The organism is Streptomyces sp. MUM 2J, assembly GCF_022414535.1.
In the GTDB taxonomy this organism is placed as follows: domain Bacteria; phylum Actinomycetota; class Actinomycetes; order Streptomycetales; family Streptomycetaceae; genus Streptomyces.
In genome coordinates, this window is sequence record NZ_JADWYM010000003.1 from 37,923 (window position 1) to 61,455 (window position 23,533).

Consider the following 23,533-nt stretch of genomic DNA (forward strand, 5'->3'; position numbering starts at 1 on the left):
TGCCGGACGGGGGCCGTCAGATCCGCACGGGAAGCGTCCCCACGCTGTTGCCGACGAAGCTCGGCAGCCGCGGCAGGGCGGAGTCCGGGACGGCGAGTTCCAGGTCGGGGAAGCGGGTGAAGAGGCGTTCCAGGGCGGTCGTGGCCTCCAGCCGGGCCAGCGGGGCGCCCAGGCAGTAGTGGGCGCCGTGCCCCAGGGAGAGGTGGCGGGCCGCCGAGGCGCGGGCCGGGCGGGTCACGTCGAACCGGTCGGCGTCCGGTCCGTACGCGGCCGGGTCGCGCCCTGCCGCGGAGTACCCGGCCAGCACGGGAAGGCCCCGCGGCAGGACGGTGCCGTCGACGGTGAGGTCCCGGAGGGGGTAGCGGAAGGGGAAGTAGCTGACGGGGGCGTCCCAGCGCAGGGTCTCCTCGACGACGTCACCCCAGCCCGCCTCGCCCGAGCGGACCCGTGCGAGTTGACCGCGGTGCGCGCACAGGGCCCGCACGGCGTTGGTGATGAGGTTGAGGGTGGTCTCGTGACCGGCGATGACCAGCAGCAGCATGGTGCCGATGAGTTCCTGCCCGCCGAGCCGGTCGCCACCTTCGTCCCGGGCCGCGAGCAGGGCGCTGGTGAGGTCGTCGCCGGGGCTCTCGGCCCTGGCGGCGGCGATCTCACCCAGGACGGCGACGAGTTCGCGGTTGGCGGCGATCGCCTCGGACGGGTCGATGTCGGTGGCCACGACCTGCCCGGACAGCCGGTGCAGCCGATCGCGGTACTCGGCGTCCACGCCCAGCAGTTCACCGATCACCCCCATGGGCAGGGGCAGCGCGACATGCCGACGCAGGTCGGCGACCCCGCCGTCCTGCTCCGCCGCACGGGCCAGATCATCCAGCAGACGCTCCGTCAACTCGACGATCCTGGGCCGGATTTCCTCGACACGACGAGGAGTGAAAGCCCGGCTGACCAGCCCGCGCAGCCGCCGGTGGTCGGCACCGTCGGCCGTGGTCATGCCCGGCACGGTGGCGAACGTCGTCAACGGCCAGCCCGCCGGGATCCGCCCCTCGCGCAGAGCCGTGAAGTGCTCCGGGCCCTTGGCGACTTCGGGGTGCCCCAGGAACTCCCGGAGCGCCTCGTGCCCGACAACGACCCGCCCCTCGATCCCGCCGGGCAGCACCACCGGCACGACGGAACCACCCTCGCGCAGTGCGGCGTTGGTGGCGTGCGGGCAACCGCCGGCAGCGTCCATGCGGTGGGGCGGCGCGGGTTGGTGAACCACCTGGGCTCCTCGGCAGTGGGGAGTGGCACGGCATGCGCTGTTCGATTCTGCCCGCACACCACGGCGCGGGGAAGGGCCGAGAACCCGCGGTCACGGTCACGCAGTCGCCCGCCGTGGGGGCTTGGGTCTCCGCGCCGACGGGGCCGTGCGGCGCGCCCGGAACCCCGCGGCCCCACCGGGCAGGGCCCGCCGCAGCCGAAGCACCGAACGGGAGCCCTCCGGGCCGGCGCCGAACGGTGGTACAGTGACGGCAGCACGTGTGTACGCCCCGTCGTGGGCGCCGTGCGGACGGACCGTCCAAAATCTCCTCGGATCACTCCTCTCGCGAGTTCTACCGGATCCACCCGAATTCCTCCCGAGTTCTCTCGGTTGCTCCCGGAATTCTCGGGTTCCTGCGGAGTCTCCCGGAGTCCGGCCGGCTTCCGTGGATCTTCCGGATCGCTCCTGTGGCGACGGCGTCGGACGTCGTACCCGAGCGACCGTTCCGGCCGCCGGAGGCGCGCTCACCCGCCCTCCCGTCGTGCGCGGCATCTCCTTCACCCCCTTGCCTCATGCCCGTAGTCCGGGAAAGGACCGACCACCATGACCACCACACTCGAACGCCCACCCCTGGACCCGTCCCCCGCCGCCCGGCCCGTCACCGGCGTCCTGGACGTCGACGGCAGGGGCAAGGGGCACCTGCGCTCCGCCGCCACCTGCCTGCCCTCCCCCGCCGACCCCCAGGTCTCCCCCGCGCTGATCCGCCGGTACGGCCTGCGCAAGGGCGACCTCGTCGAGGGCGTCCGCGGCGGCCGCGCGGACGTCACGGACGTCGTCCGCGTGGCCGGCCGCACACCCGACGCGCTGCGCGGGCGGCGCCGCTTCGCCGAGCTGACACCGCTGCACCCCGACCGGCGCCTGCGTCTGGAGCACCCCGCGGCGGGGCTCGCCGGGCGCGTCACCGACCTGATCGCGCCCGTAGGCAAGGGGCAGCGCGGGCTGATCGTCGCGCCGCCGAAGACCGGCAAGACCGTGCTGCTCCAGCAGATCGCGGCAGCCGTCGCGGGCAACCACCCCGAGTGCCGGCTGATGGTGGTGCTGCTCGACGAACGGCCCGAGGAGGTCACGGACATGCGGCGCTCCGTACGCGGGGAGGTCTACGCCTCCACCTTCGATCGTGCGCCGCGGCAGCACATCGCCCTGGCCGAGCTCGTGATCGAGCGGGCCCAACGGCGCGTCGAGGACGGCGAGGACGTCGTCGTCCTGCTCGACTCCCTCACCCGGCTGTGCAGGGCGCACAACCACGCTGCCGCCGCCGGGGGCCGCACCCTCAGCGGTGGGGTCGACGCCGCCGCGCTGCACGGGCCGAAGAAGCTCTTCGGCGCCGCCCGTTCGGCCGAGGAGGGCGGCTCGCTCACCATCCTCGCCACGGCCCTGGTCGAGACCGGGTCCCGCGCCGACGACCTGTTCTTCGAGGAGTTGAAGAGCACCGGGAACATGGAACTCCGCCTCGACCGGGAACTGGCTTCCCGGCGGGTGTTCCCGGCCGTCGACATCGAGCGGTCCGGTACCCGGCGCGAGGAACTCCTGATGTCCGCGGCCGAGTCGTCGGCCGTGCGGGGTCTGCGGCGGGCTCTGCGGGCCCCTGACCACCACGCCCGCATGGCGGCCCTGCTGGAGAGGTTGCAGGAAACGCCCGACAACGCGGCGTTCCTGCGCCGGATCCGGCCGGTTCCGCCGTCGGTGTGACAGTCCCGCCCCGGGGTTCAGCGCCGCTTGCACTCCACGGGGCCGGCGTTCATCCGGATCGTCCCGTCGCTGTGGTGAACGGGCCACGGCAGCAGGTCCCCCGCTCGTCGGGGCGGGCAGGTGGAGCCGCTCACCGCCGGGGACGCGGCGAACCGCCCGCCTCGTGCGATCCCCTCCGGCCCACACCGGCCGGACCATCCCCGGGCAGCCTCTGCCGCCCCCCCTGCCGGCCTCGCCCGGGCCGCGCCAGGCTGCTCCGGGCCCGCCTCGGACACGGGAGTTCCCCGCCGGGCCGCACGCCGGGTTCGGGCGCGGCAGTCGGCCCGGGGCGGTGCGGCATCCGGGTGCTGCGCGCGGCGTTCGGCCCATCCCGCCTGGCGGACGGTGCGTCAGTTCCTAGGTTGATTCCTATGGTCAACGGATTTTCCTCCCGGACATGTCTGTCGGTCTGCGTTCTCGCTCTCACCGGAGTCCTCGCGCTCGCGCCGCTCGCGGCGGCCGCCGGGGACGTGACGGAGCCGACGCCGGGGCAGCCGAGGACGACCCGGCCGCAGCCGTCGCTGCTCGACCGGTCGGGCACGCAGGTCCGGCCGCGGGCCGGGGCGCCTAGGGTGCCGGACGTCTCCGCGCTGTCGTGGCTGATCTCCGACGCCGGCACCGGGGAGGTGCTCGCCGCGCACGACGCCCACCGCAGACTGCCGCCGGCCAGCACCCTCAAGACGCTGTTCGCCCTGACGGTGCTGCCCAGGCTGCCGGCCGGACTGCGACACACCGTCAGCGAGGAGGAGCTGCGGGGCATCGGCCCCGGCAGCAGCCTGGTCGGCGTGGCCGAGGGGCGGACGTACAGCATCGCCGACCTGTGGCGCGGGGTGTTCCTCAACTCGGGCAACGACGCGGTGCACGTGCTCGCCGCGCTCAACGGCGGCTGGGAGGCCACCGCCGCGCAGATGCAGGCCGAGGCCCGCGCCCTCGGCGCCCGCGACACCCGCGTGGTCTCGCCCGACGGGTACGACGCACCGGGGCAGGTGTCGTCGGCGTACGACCTGGCCGTGTTCGGCCGGGCCGGGCTCCGCAACGCGGACTTCGCCCGCTACTGCGGCACGGTCTCGGCCCTCTTCCCGGGCGCCGGCGGAGGGTCGTACGGCATCGCGAACACCAACCGGCTGCTGACCGGCGCCGACGGCGTGGGGCGGTACCCCGGGCTCATCGGCATCAAGAACGGCTACACCAGCCACGCGGGCAACACCCTCGTCGCCGCTGCCCGCCGTGACGGCCGGACCCTGGTGGTCACCGTGATGAACCCTCAGAAAGGCGGCGGGTTCACCGTCTACGAGGAGGCACGCGCCCTGCTGGACTGGGGCTTCGCCGCGGACGGGCTGGTGGATCCGGTGGGTTCGCTGGACGGGGCGAGGGCCGGTTCGCAGGCCGGGCCGGCGGTGGCCCCGGCCTCGGCGGTCCCGGTACCGGCCGCGGCGGTCACCGCCACGGCCGGGGAGGGCGGCGCGGGCTGGGCTTCGGTGACGGCGATCGCGGGCGCGGCCGGTGCGGGGGCCGCCGGCGTGGCGTTCGCACTGCGGCGCGCGGTGCGCCCGCCTTCGGGGGTGTGACCGGCAGGCAGCCACAGCAGCAGGCCGAGCGTGATCCACGTGTACGCGCTGCCGCCGAGGAAGCCGCCGATCCCTGAGGCGTCGTCGAACCACAGCCATACCACGCTGCTGCACAACAGCGCGTACAGGGCGGCCGCGGTCCGCAGGCGCCCGGCACGGACCAGCACCGCGAAGGCCGGGAGCGTCCAGACCAGATGGTGCACCCACGTGACCGGGCTGACCAGGCAGGCGGCGAGCCCGGTCAGCGCGAGGGCCGCCCGCAGGTCACCGGCCGCCGCCGCGCGGTGGGCCCGCCGGGCCCACACGCCGAGCACGGCCAGCGCGGCGACCGCCCACAGCGCGGGGTGCGGTTCGCCGAGCCGGGCGAGCACGCCCTGCAGGGACTGGTTGGAGATGTAGTCGAGGCGGCCCACGCGGCCGGTGTCCCACATCGCCTCGGTCCAGTAGAACCGGGAGGAGCCCGGGGCGACCAGCGCGGCCAGTCCCGTCGCCGCGGTGGCGACCGACGTGGCGACGGCGGCGGCGCGGGGGCGGCGGGCGATCAGCAGCAGGACGATGAAGAGCGCAGGCGTCAGCTTGATCGCCGCGGCGATGCCGATGCCGGCGCCCGCCCACCGCGTGCGGCCGGCCGCCGACAGCCCGCCGTCGGCCAGGACCAGGGCGAGCAGGAGCAGGTTCACCTGCCCGAAACTGACGGTGTCGCGCACCGGTTCGAACAGGGCCAGCGCACACGCCGCCAGGGCGCAGCGGTACCAGCCGTGCCGGTGCCAGGCTCGCCCGGCCAGTACGCGCGCGGCCACGGCGAGAGCCGCCAGGTCGAGCAGCAGCGCTCCGGCGACGGCGGCGGGCCAGGGAAGCAGCGCCATCGGGAGCATGGCCACGGCGGCGAACGGGGGGTAGGTGAAGCCGTACGCCGTCCCCGGCACCCGGTAGTCGTAGACACCGCCGTCGTGGTGGACCCAGCTGTGCACGGTGCCGTAGTAGACGCGCAGGTCGAACCAGTCGCGCAACAGCGGGACGGTCGCGGTGAAGGCGGTGACGGCCGCGGCGAGGGCGAGGACGAACAGGAGACGTCCGCGCCCGGTGTGCGGGCCCCTCACGCCGCCGGTCCCGGTGCCGGGGCCCGCACCAGCTGGTGTGCCTGCCACAGCACGACCAGGGCGAGCGCGCCGCCCGCGACGGCCAGCACCGACTGGCCGAGGTCCGCGGGGCCACCGCCGGGGAGGGCGATGAGCGCGAGGACCCCGGTGACGGCGGCGACCCGGTGCCGTACGGAGGTGCTGGGCGCGGCGGCGGCCAGCAGGAACAGGCCCCACAGGGCGTACCAGGGCCGGACGGCGGGGCCGAGGGCGGCGACCGTGGCAAGGCTCAGGCCGAGCGCGTACACCGGGCGGGGGCGCAGCCGCCACCAGACGGCCGTCACGACGACGGCGGTGAGCGCGAGACCCAGCAGATGCCAGGCGGGGACGGCCAGGGGCGCCAGATCGCTGCCGAGGTGGTCCAGCAGGGCACCGGTGACGCGGCCCAGCAGGCTCGTCAGGGCCCAGTTCTGCGGGGAGACGGGGGTGTCGAGGGCGCGTATCCAGCCGTAGCCGGTTCCCGCGGCGGCCGTCACGGCGACGGTGGTGGCGGCGGACACGCCCAGCGTCGTCAGCGTGGCCGGCAGCGGGCGGCGGCCCGCGCGGACCCGGAGCACGATGATCGCGGCGAGGCCGAGCACCGCCGGCACCTTGACCAGGGCGGCGAGGGTGACGAGCGCGGCGCCCAGGAGCTGCCACCGGCCGAGCGCGGCGACCAGCCCGAGGCCGAGCAGGGCGAGCATGAGGGCGTCGTTGTGGGCGCCGGCGACCAGGTGCAGCAGGACCAGCGGGTTGAGGGCGCCCAGCCACAGCGCGGCGGCCGGATCGGCGCCGTTGTGCCGGGCGAGGCGGGGCAGGACGGCCGCCATCAGCGCCACGCCGAGCAGCGCGAGCAGCCGCATGCCGAGCAGTCCGGCGGGCAGCGCCCCGCGGGTCAGGGTGGACAGGGCGGATGCGACGGCGAGGAAGACCGGGCCGTAGGGGGCCGCGGTGTGCTGCCACAGGGGGGCCACCTCGTCGGCGAGGGGGCCGCCGAGCCGGGCCGGGCCCTGTGCGTAGACGTCGATGTGGGCGTCGACCATGGCGCCCTGGGCCAGGTAGCTGTAGACGTCCCGGCTGAACAGCGGCGGCGCCATCAGCAGCGGCACCGCCCAGACCACGAGCACCAGCAGCAGGGCGCGCGGGCCCGGTGGCCGGGGACCACGCACCAGACGGCCGAGCAGGGCCCAGGCCGCCACCAGCAGCACGACGCCGAAGTACACACCGACCAGCCCGAGGGCGGCGCGCGCCGAGGACGGGGCCGGCAGCTGCCGCACCGGCAGGGCGCCCGCCGCCTGACCTCCGAGGGCGAGGAACGCGGTCCCGGCCAGGCCCAGTACCCGGCAGCCGCGCAGATCGACGGGAGACGCCATGGCCAGCACGCGGTCAGCGTGTCGGCTCGCGGTGGACGGAAGGCGACGGACCGCTCTCCGGGGGAAGGCGTGCACATGGCCGACATGTGCCGGTCCGGCCGCGGCATCGCGCCCGTCCGGCCGGCGGCCGGTGGACCTCGATCCGGCGACCGGGCGCCCGCGGTGCCCAGGTGGGCTCCCGGCCCGGCCGCCGGTGGCCGTCGACCGGTGCACGGAGGCAGACGTCGCTCCCACCGCCCGTTGCCGACCCGTGCCCGTCCGAACCGCCGCCCCGGTGCAGACCAGGTGATCGGCGGGCCGAGTGGTCCGGCGCGCAGCGCACCGGGCAGGTCGCCGCTGTCCACGTATGCCCACGCCTTGCGCAGGTCGGGGGTGGGCCGCCGATTCCTCCGCGAGAACACGCAGACGTCTTGACGGACGGAGCACACCGTCCTCGTCCGGATTCCCGGGGTGCGCGGGCGGGCCGGCACGCGGCCGTCACAGCGGTGGCGCCCCGGTCAGAACACCGACAGGCCGGTCAGTGTGGTGAACCGGTCCAGGGCGGCCACCCCCGCCACCGAGTTGCCGCGCTCGTCGAGGCCGGGGCTCCACACGCACAGGGTGCAGCGCCCGGGGACGACGGCGATGATGCCGCCGCCGACCCCGCTCTTGCCGGGCAGGCCGACCCGGTAGGCGAAGTCGCCCGCCGCGTCGTAGGTCCCGCAGGTCAGCATCACGGCGTTGACCTGCTTGGCCTGGCTGCGGGTGAGCAGCCGGCCGCCGTCGGCGCGGATGCCGTGCCGGGCGAGGAAGCCGGTCGCCAGGGCGAGGTCGGCGCAGGAGGCGCTGATCGAGCACTGACGGAAGTACTGGTCGAGGAGTTCGGGGACGGGGTTGCCGATGTTGCCGTAGGACGCCATGAAATGGGCGAGGGCGGCGTTCCGGTCGCCGTGGGCGGTCTCGGAGGCGGCGACCTGGGTGTCGAAGCCGAGTCCGGGGTTGCCGCTCTCGGCGCGCAGGAACGCCAGCAGTTCGCCGGCCGCGTCGCCGGTGCGGGTGTGCAGGCGGTCGGTCACGACGAGGGCGCCCGCATTGATGAAAGGATTCCGCGGGATGCCGTTCTCGTACTCCAGCTGCACCAGGGAGTTGAACGGGTTGCCGGAGGGTTCGCGGCCCACGTGCTCCCACAGCGCGTCGCCCTCGCGGGCGAGGACGAGGGCGAGGGTGAAGACCTTGGTGATGGACTGCGCGGAGAACGGCTCGCGCCAGTCCCCGACGCCGTACACCGTGCCGTCCGGCTCGGCGACGGCCATGCCGAAGCGGCGGGGGTCGCGCGCGGCGAGTGCCGGGATGTAGTCGGCGGGGCGCCCGTGGCCGGGCAGCTGCCCGACCTCCTCGGCGATGCGCTTCAGGACCGGCTCGAAGGTCATCGGCGACGTCATGATCACTATTCTGCCTCCGGGCTGGTTCTGGAGCGCTGTCGCAGGTCAGGCAAGTGGTGCGCCGCTGCCGGCGACGACCTCGGGACGGAGCAGCGCGGCGAGTCGGTCGGCCGGCAGCAGGCCCTTCTCCAGGACGAGTTCGGCGACACCGCGGCCGGTGCCGAGAGCCTCCTTGGCGATCGCGGTGGCGGCCGTGTACCCGATGTGCGGGTTGAGCGCGGTGACCAGGCCGATGGAGTTCTCCACGCTCGCCCGCAGCACCTCGGTGTTGGCGGTGATGCCGGACACGCAGCGCTCGGCCAGGGTGAGGCAGGCGGCGCGCAGATGGCCGAGGGACTCGGACAGGGAGTGGAGGATGACCGGCTCGAAGGCGTTGAGCTGGAGCTGCCCGGCCTCGGCGGCCATGGTGATGGTGACGTCGTTGCCGATCACCTGGAAGGCGACCTGGTTGACGACCTCGGGGATCACCGGGTTGACCTTGCCGGGCATGATGGACGAACCGGCCTGCACAGGCGGCAGGTTGATCTCGCCGAGGCCCGCGCGGGGGCCGGAGGACAGCAGGCGCAGGTCGTTGCAGCTCTTGGAGAGCTTGACCGCGATCCGCTTGAGCACGCCGGACATCTGGACGAAGGCTCCGCAGTCCTGGGTGGCCTCGACCAGGTTCGCGGCGGTGACCAGCGGGAGGCCGGTGATGTCGGCGAGATGGCGGCGGGCGGCCTCGGCGTATCCGGCGGGTGCGTTGAGGCCGGTGCCGATGGCCGTGGCGCCGAGGTTGATCTCGTGGATCAGCTCGACGGCCTCGGCGAGACGGCTGCGGTCCTCCTCGATCATGACGGCGAACGCGGAGAACTCCTGGCCGAGGGTCATCGGCACCGCGTCCTGCAACTGGGTGCGGCCCATCTTCAGCACGTCGCGGAACTCGACCGACTTGCGGGCGAAGGCGTCCTGCAGCACGGACATCGCCCTGAGCAGTCCCCGGACCGCGAACACCGTCGCGATCTTGACAGCGGTCGGGTAGACGTCGTTGGTCGACTGGCCGCGGTTGACGTCCTCGTTGGGGTGCAGGTGGACGTACTGGCCCTTGGCGAAGCCGAGCAGTTCCAGCGCGCGGTTGGCGACCACCTCGTTGGCGTTCATGTTCGTCGAGGTACCGGCGCCGCCCTGCACGACGTCGACGACGAACTGGTCGTGCAGGGCGCCCGCGCGGATCTCACGGCAGGCGGCGACGATCGCGGCGGCCTTCTCCGGCTCCAGCAGGCCGAGTTCCTCGTTGGCGAGAGCGGCGGCCTCCTTCACGGCGGCGAGGGCGTCGATCAGGTGGGGGTGGGCGGATATGGGGGTGCCGGTGATCGGGAAGTTCTCCGTGGCACGCAGCGTGTGGATGCCCCAGTACGCGCCGGCGGGGACGTCTCGCTCGCCGAGGAGATCGTGTTCGCTGCGGGTGACGGCGGTCATGACGGTGTGGGTCCTCTTTCCGGGGTGCGGGGGTACGAGCGGGCCGGCGGTGTGGTGGTCAGGCGGCCCCGGCCGGTGCGGCGAACGGGTCCAGGGCGCGCACCGGGTGGACACGGCCGACCGGCACGCCACCGCCGAGCAGCGGCTCGCCCGCGAACCCGGTGAGCAGCCCGGGGTCGACGCCGGCCCGGGCGACGGCCGCCGCGGCCACGGGTATGCGGGCGCGGTCGGCGCCGTCGGCGATCTTGACGGCGACGGCGCGGCCGTCGGGAAGCGCGGCGACCTGCACACCCTCGAAGCCGTCCTTGGCGAGCAGCCCGGGCACGGCCCGCATCAGCGCGGCCACGTCACGGCCGGAACCGGAGGCCATCTCCGCGTGCTCGCGCATGGCGTCGGCCACCTTCGCCTCGGGCGTGCGGGGCGGGGCCGTGGTGATGCGGGCCGCGGCGCGTGCCAGGCCGTGCAGGGAGACGGCGAACAGGGGCGCTCCGCAGCCGTCGACGGTGACCTGGGCGATGTGCCGGCCGGTGAGCTCCACGACGACCTCCGCGATGGCCTTCTGCAGCGGATGGCCGGGATCGAGGTAGTCGTGCAGTGACCAGCCGTTGAGCCGGCAGGTGTACAGCATCGCGGCGTGCTTGCCGGAGCAGTTCTGCGCGAGCCGGCCGGGCACACGCCCCTCGCGGATCCACGTGTCCCGTACCACCGGGTCGAACGGCAGGTCGGGGATGTTGCGCAGGTCGGCCTCGGTGACGCGGGCCAGTTCCAGGATCCGCCGGGTCCCCGCGAGGTGGCGCTCCTCGCCGGAGTGGCTGGCCGCGGCGAGCGAGAGCAGGTCGCCCTCCAGCGGCAGGCCGGCACGGACCATGGCGACGGCCTGGACGGGCTTGAGCGCCGAGCGCGGGTAGAAGGCGGCCTCGATGTCGCCGAGCTGGAGTTCGACATCACCGCCGGCGCCGAGGACGACGACCGAGCCGTAGTGGACGCCCTCGATCACCCCGCCGCGGACGAGGTGGGCTACGGGGGCGTGGAGGGGTTCACGGACGAGGGGGGCGTCCGCGGGGAAGCTGCTGTACATCACTGCCTGGACCACCGGTGGGTTGTCGTGGCCGGGCGCGGGGTGCGCGCGGCGGCTCTGGATGAGGTGCGGGCGATGCGTCGGAGGCCGGTCCGGCCGGCGACCGCGGCACCCGTGTGCGGCGGCGGGCTCCGCACGGTGGGGGGTCCGGCGGGCACCGGTGCCCGGAGGGCTGCGGGGAGGGCCGGCGTCACCGCCGCGGTGCAGGGGGCACCCGGCCGCCGGAACTGCCCGTTCATGCCCGGGGGCCGCCGTCCGCCGTGGCGTCCTGTTGTGCGGAACGCACGATCGTCGTGAGGGTGTTCTCGACCCCGTCGAGGTGGAACCGCATGGCCTCCACCGCGTCGTCCGCGCTGCCGTCCAGCAGTGCCTCGTAGATCGCCACGTGTTCGCGGTGGCCCCGGTCGCGCCGGCCGCCGACCTCGTTGAGGAAGGCGGACTGGCGTGCCAGGGCGTCCCGGATCTCCTCGATCACCCGGCGGAAGACGGGGTTCTGGGAGGCCTCGGCGATCGCGAGGTGGAAGAGGGTGTCCATGGCCACCCAGGCGGTGGTGTCGGACTCGCGCTCCATGCGGTCCAGCAGATGTTCGATGTGGTCGAGGTCCTCCCGGGTGCGCCGCACCGCGGCGTAGCCCGCGACCGGGATCTCGATGTGGCGGCGGACCTCCAGCAGATCGCTGGCCGCGTAGTCGCCGAAGGTGGGGTCCTCCACCGCATGGGCGACCACGAAGGTGCCCTTGCCGGTCCTGGAGACCGTCAGGCCCATGGTCTGCAGGGCGCGCAGTGCCTCGCGCAGCACCGGCCGGGAGACCTCCAGGCTGCGGCACAGCTCGGCCTCGGAGGGGAGCTTGTCGCCGATCGCGTACTCGCCGTGCTCGATGGCGTGGCGCAGGTGCGCCAGTACGGCCTCCATGGCGCTGACGCGCCGGGGCCCCTGACCGGCTGTCTGGCTGTCTGACAGGTTCACGGGAGAGATACTCCGGGTGGCCGGACCCCGGTGTCAAGGCGGATGCGAACAGGAATCCGGGGGCGGTGGACCCGGCGGAACAGGTTCACCGCCCCCGAGGGCGCGATCGCGGCTCAGCCGTTCAGCACGCCCGCACCGAGCAGGCCGAACAGCGCCAGGCCGATGACGATGCGGTACAGCACGAAGGCGTTGAAGGAGTGCTTGGCGACGAACTTCAGCAGCCAGGCGATGGACGCGTAGGCCACGACGAAGGAGACCACGGTGCCCACGGCCAGCGGGGCGGCGCCCACACCGGCGCCGAGGGCGTCCTTCAGCTCGTACAGTCCCGCGCCGGTCAGCGCCGGGATGCCGAGGAAGAAGGACAGGCGGGTGGCGGCGACGCGGTCCAGGTCGAGCATCAGGGCGGTGGACATGGTGGCGCCGGAGCGGGAGAAGCCGGGGAAGAGCAGCGCGAGGATCTGCGAGCTGCCGACCAGCATCGCGTCCTTCAGGGAGGTGTCGTCCTCGCCGCGCTTGTGGCGGCCCATCTGGTCGGCCGCCCACATCACACCGGATCCGAGGATCAGCGAGCCCGCCACCACCCACAGCGAGGCGAGCGGGCCCTCGATGAGCGGCTTCGCGGCCAGGCCCACGACGACGATCGGGATGGTGGCGTAGATCACCCACCAGGCGAACTTGTAGTCGTGGTGGTAGCGCTCCTCCTTGTCCCGCAGCCCGCGGAACCAGGCGGAGACGATCCGCACGATGTCCTTGAAGAAGTACAGGAGCACGGCGGCGATCGCCCCGACCTGGATGACGGCCGAGAATCCGACGACGGCGGTGTCGTCCACGGGAATGTCCATGAGCCCCTCGGCGATCTTGAGATGGCCGGTGGAGGAGACGGGCAGGAATTCGGTCACCCCCTCGACGACTCCGAGGACGACGGCCTGACCGACGTTGATGGCGCTCATGGGATCCAGTTCTTCTCAGCGTGGGGCGGGTGCGGCGGGGACAGTCTTACTACACGGGCGCAAGAGGCCGCGCCCCGGGCAGGTCGCGGGCGGTACCCCCTTGGCCCGGCGGGCGGCCCCCGGGGCGGCAGTCGCCGCCGCTGGCCTTCAGCCCGGGCGGCGGTGGCGGGGGCGCGAGCACGCCGGACACCACGCGGTGAACGAGTGTGCCCGGCGCCCCGAGGCGCGCGGGGACTTGCGCACGACCCCTAGGCCCACAGCGCGCGGGCGAGGGTCACCCCCAGGAAGGCCGCTCCCAGCCCGGCCGCGATGCTCGCCGCGACGTTCAGGACCGCGTAGAAGCGGGCCCCGGTCTCGGTCAGCCGCAGCGTTTCGTAGGAGAAGGTCGAGTACGTCGACAGCGCACCGCACAACCCCGTGCCGAGCAGCAGCCGCAGATGGGAGCCGGTGGCGCCCGCCACCGCGGCGCCGGTCACCAGACCGAGCAGGAGGCAGCCGGTGACGTTGACGGCGAAGGTGCCCCAGGGGAAGACCGAGTCGTGTCGGGACTGCACCGCGCGGTCGGTGAGGTAGCGCAGCGGGGCGCCGGCCATGCCGCCGACGACGACCAGCAGCCAGTTCACGACGAGTTCTTACCCTTCGCGTCCATCGCGCCGGGGCCGGGTCGGCGGCCGACGTACCGGATGACCTCGCAGTCGTCGAGCATCACAAGCCCCTCCGCCACGAGTTCGTCGAGCTGCGGCAGGAAGGCCCGGACGCGCTCCTCGGTGTCGACGATGACGATCGCCACCGGAAGGTCCTCGCTCAGCGACAGCAGGCGCTGGGTGTGGATCAGCGACGTGGCGCCGAAGCCCTCGATGCCGCGGAAGACGCTGGCCCCGGCGAGGCCGGCGGCGTGGGCGCGGTGGACGATCTCGCTGTAGAGCGGTTTGTGGTGCCAGGTGTCGTTCTCGCCGATGAAGACGGTCACGCGCAGAGCGCGGCCGGTCAGCCTCGTCATCGCTGCCTCCAGGTCAGGACGCGCCGGGTCGCCGCGGCGGCGGCCCAGACCGCGGCCAGCGCCGCGAGCGGGGTCGCCGCGAGGTAGGCCAGCGCGGTGCGCGCATGGCCGGTGTCGACCAGTTTCTGGATGTCGACGGCGTAGGTGGAGAAGGTGGTGAAACCGCCGAGGACGCCGGTGCCGAAGAAGGGCCGCACCAGCCGGTGGGCGGCGAGTGCCTCGGTGATGAGGACCATGAACACGCCTATCACCGCACAGCCGGCGACGTTGGTCCAGAAGGTCTGCCAGGGAAATCCACCGGCCGCAGCGGCCCCCCAGAGCGAGACGCCGTACCGGGCGGCGGCACCGGCACCGCCGCCGAGCGCCACCGCCGCGAGGACGGGAAGCTGCGCCCGCCACGCGGATCGCCACGGCGCGCGCGGCCGGACTCGGAGGCTCTGGGCTCCCGGGGCTGTCATCGTCGTACGTCTCCTGTTGGACCCCTCGACCGCACCGGGGGGTGATCATGGCCGGTCTTCACCCTATCCCGGGGCTCCGGGCGCGGTCACTTCGCGTCCGGAGCCGCGCACACGGCCACGCCCGGCTCCCACAGGCTGCCCAGGACGAGCCGCTCCCCCACCGCGCAGACGCTGGTGACCATGCGGAAGCCGGAGCGGCGGCGGGCCAGGTGGTGCAGGATGCGTCCGTCGTCGCCGACGGCGAGGACGGCCGCCCCGCCCGTGGGGCGGAAGGGTGCGCGCACGGCCGCGCGGGCGGCGGTGCGGCGAACGGCCGGGCCGGCGCGGTGCAGGAGGTCAAGCGGGGGTACGCGCGGTCCCGCCAGCGCGACCCAGATCGGGCCGTCGGGTCCGGCGCGCCAGATGTTGTCCGGCATGCCGGGCAGGTTCTCGGCGAAGGGCTCGGCGTGCCCGGCCCGGGGGCCGGTGAGCCAGTAGCGGGTGAGCCGGTACGCGCCGGTCTCCGCGACGACCAGGAAGGAACCGTCGGCGGCCGGTGCGCACCCGTTGGCGAACTGAAGCCCGTCCAGCAGCACTTCGGGTTCCTGCCGGTCGGGCCGAAGGCGCAGCAGCCGTCCGGTGCCGGTGTGTTCGACGATGTCGCCGATCCACTGGTCCAGGGGGTAGCGGCGGCTGGAGACGGTGAAGCAGACGCTGCCGTCGGGCAGGGCGACGACATTGCTGGCGAACCTGATCCGTTGGCCCTCCACCGTGTCCGCGAGGACGCGCACGGTGCCGTCGCCGAGGGAGACGCGCAGCAGCCCCCGTTCGGCGTCGCACACCAGCAGGTCGCCGTCCGGGGGGAGTTCGAGCCCGAGGGGCCGTCCCCCGGTATCGGCGAGCACCTCGGTGCGCACCGGCGCTCCTGGCTCCGCGAGGCCGAGGACGCGCACGATGCGCCCGTTCTCCAGTCCGGTGAGGATTCTTCCCTGCCCGTCGGCGACGACGTCCTCGGGGCCACGGCCGGGGAGGCGGAGGTAGCGGAGCGGGACGAGTTCGCCGGTTCGGTCCATGGGTGTCTGCCCTTCGCCGGATGTGCCAGCCACCTCAGGGCCGAGCGGAGGTGGAGCGGGGGGAACGGAGGCGGCCCTTGGGGGGGGGGACGCGGGGCTTGACGGAGCCGGGATACGGGCCGGGTCCACCGTCCGCGCGCGGCGGCGGCCTGGGCGCGACGGGCGCGGGAGGACGCGGGGCGACGCGGGGCGACGCCCCGCGGGCCCTGCTCGGTGTGGTGGGACCAGGGAGGCCGCCCGGGAAGGTCGTCCGTCACGGCGATGGCGGCGGTTCCTCCTGCGGCCGGGGCGCGTGGTGAGGCGGCCCGGAGAGGGCCCGCGCTCACCGGTGGCGCGTGGGGCCCGGAGCCGTCGCCGCCGTCTGCGGCGCGGGCGTGCCGTGGCCACGGCGGCGGCCCCCGCGGTCGCCGCCATGGCTCACCAGCCCTTTTCGAACATTCTCGCCACCTCGGCGATCCGCATCTCGTCCCGGCGGTACAGCATGCGGCGCCGGACGTACCGCGTGCGCAGCAGCCCGATACGCGCCAGCAGCGTGAGATCGGTCTCCGCGACGCGGTGGGGGACGCCCAGCGCGACGGCGACCGCGTGCGCGGTGACACCGTCCTCGGCCAGGTCGCCGCACCGCTGCGGCGGGAAGTGTGCGCACGGATCCTTGAGCCGCTCCAGGATGTCCAGGCGCCGGTCACTGACGGGAGTCCCCAGCATCGCGCTCCCCTCCGTCCCTTCCGTCGGGGCTGCCTCAAACCACGTCTCCCCAATGTTCCGCATGACGGGCCGCCCTGTCCGGGGCTTCCGGCCCTTTGTCCGGTACCGAACGGCCGTACAGGGTAAGCGCATTCGAGTGAGCCGCCGGAAGGACGGGCCCGCCGCCCACGGCCGGGCCCGTGGCGTGACGGGCCGGCGTGACCGGGCGTCGGTGGCCGGACCCTGCCGTGGGCGGCGGTGCCGTGCCGTGGGAGCCGCACGGGTGCCGGTACTGCCGCCCGTTACCGGAGGAGGCTTCGGCTGGGTCGAGTCGTTGCCGCAGGGCCGTCGCCGGAGCCGTCACGGCGTCGATCCGCCGAGCGGGGCGCCGGGTTCGCCTTCCTGCGGTGCCTGGCGGGGCCCGGCTGCCGACGCACGGCGACCGCGAGATCCAGTCGGTGCCCTCCCGTGGCTGATGACGGACGTCCGGGATGTGCCCGTCGTGGCGCTGCCGGCGCTGTCGGGTGTCCCGATCGCGGTCGTGGGCGCGGCGATCCCCGCCCGGCGGGCGGCCCGGCTCACGGTCTCCGAGGTTCTGTACGACGAGTGAGGCGGGGCGGGGAGCCCGCGGCCGGTCGGGGCCGGAGAAGCGCCCACTGGTTGCACGCTCAACGGGTGACCGGTCCGGTGTTACCGTGCAGACATGGCACTGACGACGGCCGGGACCCGGCTCGAGGAGCGCTGGCGGGGCATCCTGGCCGTGCATGCGCGCACCATGTGCGAGATCGACCGCGTCCTGCACCCGCACGGCCTGGGAGCGAGCGACTTCGAGGTGCTCGACATCCTCGCCTCGGCCCCCGATGAGGGTGGCCTGTGCCGGGTGCAGAACCTCGTCGGGCGGGTGCACCTCAGCCAGAGCGCGCTGTCCCGCCTCATCGGCCGCCTGGAGAAGGACGGTCTGGTGCAGCGCTCGGTGTGCGCGGAGGACCGGCGCGGTGTGTGGGTGGCCCTCACCGGCAAGGGCCGCCGGCTGCACGACGAGGTGCTGCCGCTGCAGCGGGAAGTGCTGCAGCGCACGCTCGGCGAACGGTACGAGGACCGGTAGGCGCCCTGCGACGGGGCTCCCGGCCGACGGGGCCGGCGGCCGGGAGCCGACGCGTCCTACGGCCGGGCCAGCAGGGTGCGCACCCCCTCGGAGGTGAGGGTCAGCGGATGCGAGGAGCCGGCGTCGATGGTCAGGGAGACATCGTCCGCCGGCCACTGCGCGGCCAGGGCACCCAGGGGCACCAGGCGGTAGCGCGAGATGTACGGCAGTAGCCCGGCCATCTCCAGTTCCGAGGTGAAGACCGGGACCACGGGCTCGCCGCCCGGCCGTTCCAGCACCGGCAGGGCGACCGTGGAGGGATCCACGGCGTCCGCGTCGGTGGCGTCGTCGGGCACGGGCACCAGTACGTCGCAGCCGGCGAGCGTCTCCAGCGCCGCCGCGTCCTCGGTGTCGCGGGCCAGGGCATCCAGCGCGCGCTGCGCCGGGCTGGCGTGGTTGTCGTTCGCGGAAGTGTCCATGACGGCTTCCCTCGTTCACGGGGGCGGTGTCGCCTACGAGCCGTGCAGCTCACGGGCGCGATCGGGCCTCGCGTACCCCATCCCGGGCGGGTGCATTCCTGCACCGGTGGAATCCCTCCCTCCGGTGGATTCCGCCGGTCCGAAACCGAGGCGGTGGCCCGGACGGTGCGGGTCACGGGCCCCCGGGGCGGCAGTCGCCGCCGCTGGCCTTCAGCCCGGGCGGCGGTGGCGGGGGCCCCTGCCGGGGCGGTGGTAGGCGTGGCCGATGAGGACCGTCTCGACCGCCTCCACACCGAGCCCGGCGAGGTCCTGGCTGACGAAGCGGTAGAGGTGCTCCAGGTCGCGCATCCAGACCGCGGCCTGGAGATTGGCGGTTCCGGTGGTCGCGAACGCGCCGTGCACGGCCGGATGGGCTGCCAGCGCCCGTCCGGCGGCGTCCAGGCGGTCGGGGGCGACACGGAGCATGACGTTGGCGTCGACGGGAAGTCCGAGGCGTCGCGGATCGGCCACGGCCTGGGTGCGCAGCCGCCCGGCCGCGGCGAGGCGGGCGAGTCGCCGGCGCACGGTGGACTCCGGACGGCCGGTCCGTGCCGCCACGGCGGCGGCGGACGCCCGGGCATCGTCCTCCAGGGCCGCCAGGACGGCGCGGTCGGTCGGATCCGGCTCCGCCTCCCCGGGCCCGGGCGTGTCCTCGGGGCCGGGGGTGGAGGACAGCGCGGCACGCTCGTCGGCGCTCAGGACGTCGTGCCGCCAGTCGGCGGCCTCGGCGAAGACGTGCAGGACCGTGTCCGCGCCGACGGACGTGACGGCCCGGGTGGCGGGCAGTTCCCGGAACACCAGGTGGTCCCGGCTCCCGGGCCGGGTGAGGGAGACGGCGAGGATCTCGTCGCCGGACGCCGACAGGTCGATGAACGGGATGTCCTCGCGCGCCGCCAGAGCCGCGGCGAGCGCGTCCCGCTGTGTGCCGAGAACGCGGATGCGCAGCAGCAGCGCCCCGACGGCCGCGGGCCACGAGGGGCGCAGGATCACGCGGCAGGCGCCCTCGGCCATCAGTGCCTGCCAGCGCCGGTGCACCGTGCGCGGGCCGAGTCCGAGTACGTGGCCGGCCCGTTCGGCGCTCAGCCGCCCGTCGCACTGAAGGGCCGCGATCAGCCGCTGATCCCGGAGGTCGAGTACGGGATCCGCCGTCTGCATCGCCATGGTGAACAGTATCGCTCACCCACCGGGCCGCCAGAGTCCGCGAGCCGTCAGGGGCCTGGAGGATCGGGTCGTCCGATCGACCACACGGAAAGCGGGAGTACCTGATGTCCCTCGACGAGCTCCTCACCGGTATGGCAGCCGCCGCACGGGAAACCGGCGCGCTGCTCGAGGCGGCCCCCCGGCCGGCGCGCGCCGGCACCTTCGCCGAGTTCGCCGCGGCCTTCGAGGCCATGGAGGCGGAGCCCGCCGCACTGCTGCGCCGGCACCTCCACCGGTTGCGACCGGGGGTGGGCTGGGCCGACGAACTCGACAGCCTGGCGGCGCTGCCGGCCGAGGGCGAGCTGTGGATCGTGGACGTCGTCGACGGGGCGGTGCAGTTCATGCAGGGACTCCCCCAGTTCTGCGTGAGCCTGGCCCTGGTGCGCGACGGCGAGCCGGTGGCGGCCGTGCTGCACGCGCCGCTGCTCGGCGAGACCTACGCCGCCGCCCGCGGTCTCGGCGCCTGCCGCGACGGCAGACCGGTCGCACCGTCGGTCAAGACGGACCCCGCCGCGGCCGTGGTGGCCACCAGTCAGCCCCCGTTCCCCGCACGGCAACCCGCGGCCGTGCGGCGGGCGGGGCGATCGCTGACCGCGGTGTTGCCGCACGTGGCGGCCGTCCGCAACCTCGGCCCCACCTCCTGGCAGATCGCCGACACCGCCGCGGGACGCCTGGACGCCTTCTGGGAGTTCGGGCGCGACGACACCAACCTGCTGGCCGGCGCCCTGATCGCCCGCGAGGCGGGAGCCACGGTCACCGACGCGGACGGCCGCCCCTGGGGGCCGGGCACCGACAGCTTCGTGGCAGCGGGGGCGGGGCTTCACGGACGGCTGCTCGACGTCCTCGCCGGGACCGGCGCGGCTTCGTCCCGGAGGCCGCATCCGCACGTGGCGGACGAGGCGATACGGGCTTGAGCCGCTCCCACCATGTCAGGCACGGGGGCGCGTGGCCGCGGTCAGCCAGGACAGCGCCCGGGAGATGTCGGCGAGGGTGACGATACCGACGAGGCGACCGCCGTCCAGCACCAGAGCCCGGCGCTCCCGGCTCGACTCGAGCCGCGGCAGCAGGTCCACGACCGGGTCGTCCGGTGCGCTCGTGGTCACGTCCGCCAGCGGGCGCATCACGGCGCCGACCGTGGTGGTGGACCGGGCCTCGACGGGCGTGCGGTTGACGAGCGGGACCGTGATCAGCCCGGCCACCGTGCCGTCCGGGGCGACGACCGGGAAGGCGGAGTGCCGGTAGTGGCCGAAAGGGCCCTCCGCCAGGAACGCCGCGAGGGTCGCGGTGGCCGGGACGGTGACCGGGTCGCGGGTCATCACACGGCTGACCGGCAGATCGGCGAGCACGCCGCGCAGCTGTGCCTGGCGCTCCTCGGCGGTCGCCGTGGCGGTGAGGAACCAGCCGATCAGAGCGGCCCAGAGCCCGGACAGGTCACCGGCGAGGAGCACCGCCGCGAAACCGGTCACGATCATGAACCAGCCCAGGGTCCGGCCCGCTGTCGCGGCTCCGCGGGTGGCGCGCAGGCGGTCGCCGGTACGACGCCACAGCCACGCCCGCAGCAACCGCCCACCGTCGAGCGGGGCGGCGGGCAGAGCGTTGAAGACGGCCAGCACGATGTTGATGGCGGCCAGCCACGCCACGGCCTCCACGACCAGCCCGGAGGCGTGCAGGGCATCGAGCCACAGGGCCAGCGCGGCACACAGTCCGCCGATCACCGCGCTGGTCAGCGGCCCGACGGCGGCGATCCTCAGCTCCGCGCCGGGCGTCCGGGCCTCGCTGCGCAGACGGGCGATGCCGCCGAGCATCCAGAGGGTGATGTCGTCGACTGCGACGCCGTTGCGCCGCGCGACGACGGCGTGGGCGAGTTCGTGGGCCAGAAGCGAGCCGAGGAACACGACCGCAGCGAGAAGGGCGAGGATCCAGTAGACCCAGGCGGGGTGGCCGGGATACACGTCCGGAAAGCGGCCGACGGCGAGCGTTCCGGCCACCAGGCCGATGATGACCAGCACGCTCCAGTGCAGACCGACGCGGATTCCCGCGATCCGTCCCAGGGGCAGCGTCTCCTTCACCGCACGCTCGCTCTCCGTCCCCGCCCGGGCCGCAGCCCTGTCGGTGGCTCGGGCGGGGCACCTCGTCCTCGTTGCCGGGCGGCGCCGTCTCAGGCGACGTGCTGAACAGGGCCGAACACCTCGGCCTCGTGGCACACCGAACAGATCACGCGGCGCGCGAGCGTCCGGCTGGAACTCGGTCCCATGCCCGCCGGCCGCTGCACGGCCTGGCCGATGACACAGGCGTGCTCCATGCAGAGTCCGCAGCCGCAGTGCGCGCACACCGCGATCGCGGGCACCACCTTGTTCTCCAGCGCGCAGTCATAGCAGTTCACGACCCACCTCCCAGCCGGCCCGGCGCCCGTTCCCACCCGTTTTCCCACCCGTCCTTCGCTGTCCCCTCCATGGTGGGCCGGGGCGCGGCCGCGGGGACGGGGCCGGTCGGCTCTTTCCGGGGGGACGACCGGCCGCCACCCTGGCTGCGCGGGAACGCGCTGGTCGCCCGGCGGCCCCGGCACCGTGATCGCCTTCATGACGGTCCCCGGCGCCCTGACCGACGTGGCGGCGACGGGCTGTTGGGCCCCCGTGATGACCGGCACCGACCGGAACGAGGCGGTCACGTCCGTCGGCGCCCCGGGCATGGGCGGGCCACGGGGTGTCGGAACGGCCGGGGCGGAGCGCTCACGCCCCGCCCCGGCGGGCCCGTTGCGCGGGTCAGGCGGCCGGTGCCGGGAGGCTGAGGCGTCCGTCGTCGACCTCGGCGATCCGGTCGGCGGCGGTGAGGTGCGTGCGGTCGTGGGTCACCAGGACGGTGGCGGTGGCCCGTTCGCGGGTGAGGCGGGTGATGAGGCCGACGACGGCGGCGCCGCGTTCGTGGTCGAGGGCACTGGTGGGTTCGTCCACGAGGAGGACCGTGGGGTCGTTCATCAGCGCGCGGGCGATGTTGACGCGCTGCCGCTGGCCGCCGGAGAGCTGGTGGGGGCGTCGCTGTGCCTGGTCCGCGAGGCCGACGGCGTCGAGGAGTTCCATGGCCCGGCGGCGCGCCGTGACCGGGGACCGGCCGTCGATCCGGGCCATGACCTGGAGTTGTTCGGCGGAGGTGAGGGAGGGCAGCAGGTTGGGCTGCTGGAAGACGATGCCGATCGTGCGGCGTCGCAGGTCGGCGAGTTCTCCGCGGCTCATGCCCGTGGTGGTCGTCCCGTCGACGGTGACGATGCCGGAGTCGGGGGTGACGAGCGTGGCGGCGACGGCGAGCAGGCTGGACTTGCCGGATCCGGAAGGGCCGACCACAGCGGTCAGGCTGCCCTTCGGCACGTGCAGGCTGACATGGTCGAGGGCGGTCAGGCGGCTGTCGCCGTCGGGATAGGTCAGGGTGATGTCGGTCAGGTTCAGGCTCATCGTGCACTTCCCAGGGCGGTCAGCGGGTCGACGGAGGTGATGCGGCGGACGGAGAGCGCGGCCCCGAGCGCGCCGAGCAGGATCATCACGGCGGCGGGGACGAGGACGGTGCCGGGGGTGAGGACGAAGGGCACGTCCGAGCCGCCGAGCGAGGCACCGATGCCTGCGGCGATGCCGCTGCCGAGGAGGGTGCCGCCGGTCAGCAGGACGACGGCCTGGCCGAGGGCGTCCCTCAGCAGGACGCCGGTGGAGGCGCCGAGGGCCTTGAGGACGGCGATGTCACCGCTGCGCTGGATCGTCCAGACGGTGAAGAAGGCGCCGACGACCAGGGCGGAGATGGCGAACAGGAAGCCGCGCATCAGCTGCAGGGACCCGTTCTCCGAGGTGTAGGAGCCGATCGCGGTCAGCGACGCGTCCTTGGCGACCGTCCGGGTCCCGGCGGCCCGGTCGGCGGCCGCCACGTCGGCGCCGTCGCCGGTGGTCAGGGCGATCACGGTCGCGGTCGGGGTGTCGCCCGCGCCGGCGGGCGGCGCGGTGGTCCGCCAGGTGCCGAGGCTGGTCCACACGACGGGTGTGTGGCTGAAGGAGGCGTCGCCCCGGACTGCGGCCACCGTCAGGTGGCGCCCGGCCAGGTCGACGGTGTCGCCGGGCTCGGCGCCGAGGTCGTCGGCGGCCGTGGTGGACAGCACCGCGGTGTGGTCGTCGATCCCGGTGCCGTCCGGGGCCAGGGGGGAGCCGGGACGGACACCGAAGACGGAGACCCCTGCGCTGCGTGCACCCGCGGTGGCCTTCGTCGTGGTGATGCCCAGGGGTTCGGCTCGGGTGACGCCGGGTTCCGTGGACCAGCGCCGCCACTGTTCCTCGGTGACGGTCGAGTCGGAAAACGACAGATCCTGCCCGTCTGCGGGCGCGTCGAAGGCGATCCGGTCGGCGGGCAGACCGGTGATCGCGGAGACGTTCTGCCGGCCCAGCCCGGCGGTGAGTCCGGAGAGGAGCGCGACCAGCAGGGTGATCAGCACGATGACGGTGCCCATCAGGGCGAACCGCCCCTTGGCGAACTTCAGGTCTCTCCAGGCGACGTACACGGTTCGGGCTGCCCTTTCCGGCGGTGGTGGTGGGTGTCTCCACCGTCGCCGCTC

At 74.2% G+C, this 23,533-nt stretch carries 23 protein-coding genes and 1 pseudogene; 5 read left to right on the forward strand and 19 right to left on the reverse strand.

The window, feature by feature from the left end; genetic code table 11:
• Positions 1-16: 16 nt before the first annotated feature.
• A complete protein-coding gene (locus I3F54_RS03650) occupies positions 17-1,225 on the reverse strand; it encodes a cytochrome P450 (RefSeq protein WP_240117349.1) in 1,209 nt (402 codons plus the stop codon).
• 612 nt (positions 1,226-1,837) lie between these two features.
• Between I3F54_RS03650 and rho the strand changes: the two genes are divergently transcribed.
• Both rho and I3F54_RS03660 read left to right on the forward strand, forming a co-directional pair.
• Complete coding sequence (rho, locus tag I3F54_RS03655; RefSeq protein ID WP_240117101.1) at positions 1,838-2,983, forward strand: transcription termination factor Rho; 1,146 nt, start codon at positions 1,838-1,840, stop codon at positions 2,981-2,983.
• A 410-nt stretch (positions 2,984-3,393) separates the two neighbouring features.
• Positions 3,394-4,227, forward strand: a pseudogene (locus I3F54_RS03660) (D-alanyl-D-alanine carboxypeptidase family protein); the annotation flags it as partial.
• A gap of 83 nt (positions 4,228-4,310) precedes the next feature.
• On the opposite strand, the gene I3F54_RS32320 reads toward I3F54_RS03660, so the two are convergent.
• The 12 genes from I3F54_RS32320 to I3F54_RS03720 all read right to left on the reverse strand — a co-directional run bounded on the left by I3F54_RS32320 (position 4,311) and on the right by I3F54_RS03720 (position 16,167).
• A complete protein-coding gene (locus I3F54_RS32320) occupies positions 4,311-5,690 on the reverse strand; it encodes a glycosyltransferase family 87 protein (RefSeq protein ID WP_308373074.1) in 1,380 nt (459 codons plus the stop codon).
• The gene (mptB, locus tag I3F54_RS03670) at positions 5,687-7,090 is read right to left on the reverse strand and encodes a polyprenol phosphomannose-dependent alpha 1,6 mannosyltransferase MptB (protein ID WP_308373075.1); all 1,404 of its coding nucleotides are present in this window, start codon (positions 7,088-7,090) and stop codon (positions 5,687-5,689) included. The genes I3F54_RS32320 and mptB overlap by 4 nt, the downstream gene beginning before the upstream one ends.
• A gap of 488 nt (positions 7,091-7,578) precedes the next feature.
• Positions 7,579-8,502 carry a glutaminase gene (locus I3F54_RS03675; protein WP_240117103.1) on the reverse strand — a complete coding sequence of 308 codons (924 nt, stop codon included), beginning with the start codon at positions 8,500-8,502 and terminating at the stop codon, positions 7,579-7,581.
• 45 nt (positions 8,503-8,547) lie between these two features.
• On the reverse strand, positions 8,548-9,957 hold the full coding sequence (gene aspA / locus I3F54_RS03680) for an aspartate ammonia-lyase (protein ID WP_240117104.1): 1,410 nt from the start codon (positions 9,955-9,957) through the stop codon (positions 8,548-8,550).
• A 58-nt stretch (positions 9,958-10,015) separates the two neighbouring features.
• On the reverse strand, positions 10,016-11,035 hold the full coding sequence (locus I3F54_RS03685; RefSeq protein WP_240117351.1) for an asparaginase: 1,020 nt from the start codon (positions 11,033-11,035) through the stop codon (positions 10,016-10,018).
• Between the two features lie 235 nt (positions 11,036-11,270).
• Complete coding sequence (locus tag I3F54_RS03690; protein WP_240117352.1) at positions 11,271-11,948, reverse strand: FadR/GntR family transcriptional regulator; 678 nt, start codon at positions 11,946-11,948, stop codon at positions 11,271-11,273.
• 167 nt (positions 11,949-12,115) lie between these two features.
• Positions 12,116-12,952, reverse strand: a complete 837-nt coding sequence (locus I3F54_RS03695; protein ID WP_240117105.1) for an undecaprenyl-diphosphate phosphatase — start codon at positions 12,950-12,952, stop codon at positions 12,116-12,118.
• Between the two features lie 248 nt (positions 12,953-13,200).
• Positions 13,201-13,575: a fluoride efflux transporter CrcB gene (crcB, locus tag I3F54_RS03700; protein ID WP_240117106.1), complete on the reverse strand. Its 375-nt coding sequence runs from the start codon at positions 13,573-13,575 to the stop codon at positions 13,201-13,203.
• Positions 13,572-13,952: a DUF190 domain-containing protein gene (locus I3F54_RS03705; RefSeq protein ID WP_240117107.1), complete on the reverse strand. Its 381-nt coding sequence runs from the start codon at positions 13,950-13,952 to the stop codon at positions 13,572-13,574. Before I3F54_RS03705 ends, crcB begins: the two co-directional genes overlap by 4 nt.
• Positions 13,949-14,410, reverse strand: coding sequence for a CrcB family protein (locus I3F54_RS03710; RefSeq protein ID WP_240117108.1), 462 nt, complete (start codon positions 14,408-14,410; stop codon positions 13,949-13,951). Before I3F54_RS03710 ends, I3F54_RS03705 begins: the two co-directional genes overlap by 4 nt.
• An 86-nt stretch (positions 14,411-14,496) precedes the next feature.
• The gene (locus I3F54_RS03715; protein ID WP_240117109.1) at positions 14,497-15,462 is read right to left on the reverse strand and encodes an SMP-30/gluconolactonase/LRE family protein; all 966 of its coding nucleotides are present in this window, start codon (positions 15,460-15,462) and stop codon (positions 14,497-14,499) included.
• Between the two features lie 417 nt (positions 15,463-15,879).
• Positions 15,880-16,167 carry an ArsR family transcriptional regulator gene (locus I3F54_RS03720; protein ID WP_240117110.1) on the reverse strand — a complete coding sequence of 96 codons (288 nt, stop codon included), beginning with the start codon at positions 16,165-16,167 and terminating at the stop codon, positions 15,880-15,882.
• A gap of 454 nt (positions 16,168-16,621) precedes the next feature.
• On the opposite strand from I3F54_RS03720, the gene I3F54_RS32000 reads away from it, so the two are divergent.
• Positions 16,622-16,756 (forward strand): hypothetical protein, encoded by a 135-nt coding sequence (locus I3F54_RS32000; RefSeq protein ID WP_275675665.1) that lies wholly within the window; start codon positions 16,622-16,624, stop codon positions 16,754-16,756.
• A gap of 93 nt (positions 16,757-16,849) precedes the next feature.
• On the forward strand, positions 16,850-17,251 hold the full coding sequence (locus I3F54_RS03725; RefSeq protein WP_240117111.1) for a MarR family winged helix-turn-helix transcriptional regulator: 402 nt from the start codon (positions 16,850-16,852) through the stop codon (positions 17,249-17,251).
• A 56-nt stretch (positions 17,252-17,307) separates the two neighbouring features.
• Here I3F54_RS03725 and I3F54_RS03730 read toward each other — a convergent pair whose 3' ends face one another.
• Positions 17,308-17,709: an SseB family protein gene (locus I3F54_RS03730; protein WP_240117112.1), complete on the reverse strand. Its 402-nt coding sequence runs from the start codon at positions 17,707-17,709 to the stop codon at positions 17,308-17,310.
• Between the two features lie 210 nt (positions 17,710-17,919).
• Complete coding sequence (locus tag I3F54_RS03735; protein ID WP_240117113.1) at positions 17,920-18,909, reverse strand: AsnC family transcriptional regulator; 990 nt, start codon at positions 18,907-18,909, stop codon at positions 17,920-17,922.
• Positions 18,910-19,013: 104 nt separating this feature from the next.
• On the opposite strand from I3F54_RS03735, the gene I3F54_RS03740 reads away from it, so the two are divergent.
• Positions 19,014-19,862, forward strand: a complete 849-nt coding sequence (locus tag I3F54_RS03740; protein ID WP_240117114.1) for an inositol monophosphatase — start codon at positions 19,014-19,016, stop codon at positions 19,860-19,862.
• A gap of 15 nt (positions 19,863-19,877) precedes the next feature.
• Here the strand turns inward: I3F54_RS03740 and I3F54_RS03745 are convergent, their stop codons facing one another.
• The 4 genes from I3F54_RS03745 to I3F54_RS03760 all read right to left on the reverse strand — a co-directional run bounded on the left by I3F54_RS03745 (position 19,878) and on the right by I3F54_RS03760 (position 23,479).
• On the reverse strand, positions 19,878-21,017 hold the full coding sequence (locus tag I3F54_RS03745) for a site-2 protease family protein (RefSeq protein WP_240117115.1): 1,140 nt from the start codon (positions 21,015-21,017) through the stop codon (positions 19,878-19,880).
• An 89-nt stretch (positions 21,018-21,106) separates the two neighbouring features.
• Positions 21,107-21,331, reverse strand: a complete 225-nt coding sequence (locus tag I3F54_RS32325) for a DUF2180 family protein (RefSeq protein ID WP_240117116.1) — start codon at positions 21,329-21,331, stop codon at positions 21,107-21,109.
• A gap of 379 nt (positions 21,332-21,710) precedes the next feature.
• Positions 21,711-22,394 carry an ABC transporter ATP-binding protein gene (locus I3F54_RS03755; RefSeq protein ID WP_240117117.1) on the reverse strand — a complete coding sequence of 228 codons (684 nt, stop codon included), beginning with the start codon at positions 22,392-22,394 and terminating at the stop codon, positions 21,711-21,713.
• Positions 22,391-23,479, reverse strand: coding sequence for an ABC transporter permease (locus I3F54_RS03760; protein ID WP_240117118.1), 1,089 nt, complete (start codon positions 23,477-23,479; stop codon positions 22,391-22,393). The genes I3F54_RS03755 and I3F54_RS03760 overlap by 4 nt, the downstream gene beginning before the upstream one ends.
• Between the last annotated feature and the right edge of the window lie 54 nt (positions 23,480-23,533).

Excerpts from the sequence above, each read along its gene's own strand:
- I3F54_RS03650 (WP_240117349.1), bottom strand. The coding sequence starts at position 1,225 with ATGGACGCTGCCGGCGGTTGCCCGCACGCCACCAACGCCGCACTGCGC.
- rho (WP_240117101.1), top strand. The coding sequence starts at position 1,838 with ATGACCACCACACTCGAACGCCCACCCCTGGACCCGTCCCCCGCCGCC.
- I3F54_RS03675 (WP_240117103.1), bottom strand. The coding sequence starts at position 8,502 with ATGACGTCGCCGATGACCTTCGAGCCGGTCCTGAAGCGCATCGCCGAG.
- aspA (WP_240117104.1), bottom strand. The coding sequence starts at position 9,957 with ATGACCGCCGTCACCCGCAGCGAACACGATCTCCTCGGCGAGCGAGAC.
- I3F54_RS03685 (WP_240117351.1), bottom strand. The coding sequence starts at position 11,035 with ATGTACAGCAGCTTCCCCGCGGACGCCCCCCTCGTCCGTGAACCCCTC.
- I3F54_RS03690 (WP_240117352.1), bottom strand. The coding sequence starts at position 11,948 with ATGGAGGCCGTACTGGCGCACCTGCGCCACGCCATCGAGCACGGCGAG.
- I3F54_RS03695 (WP_240117105.1), bottom strand. The coding sequence starts at position 12,952 with ATGAGCGCCATCAACGTCGGTCAGGCCGTCGTCCTCGGAGTCGTCGAG.
- I3F54_RS03705 (WP_240117107.1), bottom strand. The coding sequence starts at position 13,952 with ATGACGAGGCTGACCGGCCGCGCTCTGCGCGTGACCGTCTTCATCGGC.
- I3F54_RS03710 (WP_240117108.1), bottom strand. The coding sequence starts at position 14,410 with ATGACAGCCCCGGGAGCCCAGAGCCTCCGAGTCCGGCCGCGCGCGCCG.
- I3F54_RS03715 (WP_240117109.1), bottom strand. The coding sequence starts at position 15,462 with ATGGACCGAACCGGCGAACTCGTCCCGCTCCGCTACCTCCGCCTCCCC.
- I3F54_RS03720 (WP_240117110.1), bottom strand. The coding sequence starts at position 16,167 with ATGCTGGGGACTCCCGTCAGTGACCGGCGCCTGGACATCCTGGAGCGG.
- I3F54_RS32000 (WP_275675665.1), top strand. The coding sequence starts at position 16,622 with ATGACGGACGTCCGGGATGTGCCCGTCGTGGCGCTGCCGGCGCTGTCG.
- I3F54_RS03725 (WP_240117111.1), top strand. The coding sequence starts at position 16,850 with ATGGCACTGACGACGGCCGGGACCCGGCTCGAGGAGCGCTGGCGGGGC.
- I3F54_RS03730 (WP_240117112.1), bottom strand. The coding sequence starts at position 17,709 with ATGGACACTTCCGCGAACGACAACCACGCCAGCCCGGCGCAGCGCGCG.
- I3F54_RS03735 (WP_240117113.1), bottom strand. The coding sequence starts at position 18,909 with ATGGCGATGCAGACGGCGGATCCCGTACTCGACCTCCGGGATCAGCGG.
- I3F54_RS03740 (WP_240117114.1), top strand. The coding sequence starts at position 19,014 with ATGTCCCTCGACGAGCTCCTCACCGGTATGGCAGCCGCCGCACGGGAA.
- I3F54_RS03755 (WP_240117117.1), bottom strand. The coding sequence starts at position 22,394 with ATGAGCCTGAACCTGACCGACATCACCCTGACCTATCCCGACGGCGAC.